The 1,373-nt window shown below is 73.3% G+C and carries 1 protein-coding gene and 1 pseudogene; one reads left to right on the forward strand and one right to left on the reverse strand.

Annotation, left to right across the window (positions count from 1 at the left end; genetic code table 11):
* Positions 1–94: 94 nt before the first annotated feature.
* A pseudogene (locus tag ACWEN3_RS46605) lies at positions 95–424 on the reverse strand (S8/S53 family peptidase); the annotation flags it as partial.
* Positions 425–498: 74 nt separating this feature from the next.
* Between ACWEN3_RS46605 and ACWEN3_RS46610 the strand changes: the two are divergent.
* A partial coding sequence (locus tag ACWEN3_RS46610; protein WP_452984514.1) for a tetratricopeptide repeat protein occupies positions 499–1,373 on the forward strand: 875 nt, incomplete at its 3' end.

The raw sequence follows: 1,373 nt of genomic DNA on the forward strand, positions 1-1,373 counted from the left end.
GGTGCTCAAGCCCCTCATCAGCGGTCCGTCGATGCCTCCGGACCCGGTGACACCACCCCCCGGATCATGAACAACAAGGGGGGGAAGTCATGCCGCCCCGGCGTTCCTCCGCCTCCCGCAGGGCGCGCAGGGCGTGCGGGACGGTCTCGTCGCCGAGGCCCGGGTCGCCGACCCGGATGCGGGTGACGCCGGTGCGGTCGTGTTCGCCGATGCGGCGCACGTGCTCGGGGAGCAGTCCCCGGGTCTCGGTGAAGTGGGCGCGCACGGTGTCCTCGACGACCCGGGCCTCCTCGCCGGTCCGGGCGAGGACGACACCCCTCTCGTACAGGAAGTGGCCGTCGTCGTCCGGGCCCATGGCCAGTGGGACGTCCGGCATCGAGCGCTGGATGTGGTCGAACTGCTCGTGGAATCGCTGAGGTGCCATGCGTGTCCTCCCCCTCGGGACGGTGTCGACAGTGAGAGCCGCGGGACCACCGTCTGATACAGCAGGCCACTACCATGCGAGGCGTGACAGCGGGAAGCGAGTCGGTGCTCGAACTGCTGCCGATGGTGTTCGCCGACCCGGGCGAGGCCCGGGCGCGCGCGGAGCAGGTGCTCGATGCCGTTCCGCCGCCGCTGCACGCCAGCGTCGCCCACCAGGTACTCGGCATCTGGCAGCGGGACTTCGGCGATCTGCGGGTGGCGCTGCGGCATCTGCGGCGGGCCCGGGACCTGGCCGCGCGCGCCGAGTCGGCCGACCGTGAGGCGGATGTGCTCGCGACGCTGGGGGTCGCACTGGTGCACGCGGGGCGCACGCGGCAGGGGCTCGCGTCGTTCGAGCGGGGTGTGGCCCGGGGCACCGGGCACACCCGGGCCCGGGTGCTGTACCGGCGGGCCTATGTGTGGTGGGTGCTGGGGCATCACAAGGAGGCGCTGGAGGACGTACGGCGGGCGCTGCCGGTGCTGCGGCAGGTCGCCGACGACATCTGGACCGCGCGGGCGCTGACCCTGCGGGCCACGGTGCATCTGGCGCTCGGCGCGGTGGACCGGGCCGTCGCGGACTTCACGTCGGCGGAGCGGCTGTGGGACACCACGGGCCAGGAGCACGACAAGGCGGACGCGGTGGAGAGCCGGGGGCTCGCCGCGTTCCGGTCCGGGGACATCCCGGTGGCGCTGCGGCTGCTGGACGAGGCCGAGGAGCGGTACGCCAAGCTGGGCACGCCGACGTACATGCTGTCGGTCCGGCGCTGCGAGGTGCTGATGGCGGCGGGCCTCGCCCCGGAGGCGCTGGCCGAGGCCGACGCGGCGATCTGCAGGTCCTGGGCGGAGCGGTCCCACTCGTCGAGCTTCTGGACGAAGATCTCGCGGGCCTCGCCCTTCCAGGACAGGACGAC

The sequence above is a fragment of the Streptomyces sp. NPDC004561 genome (assembly GCF_053602155.1).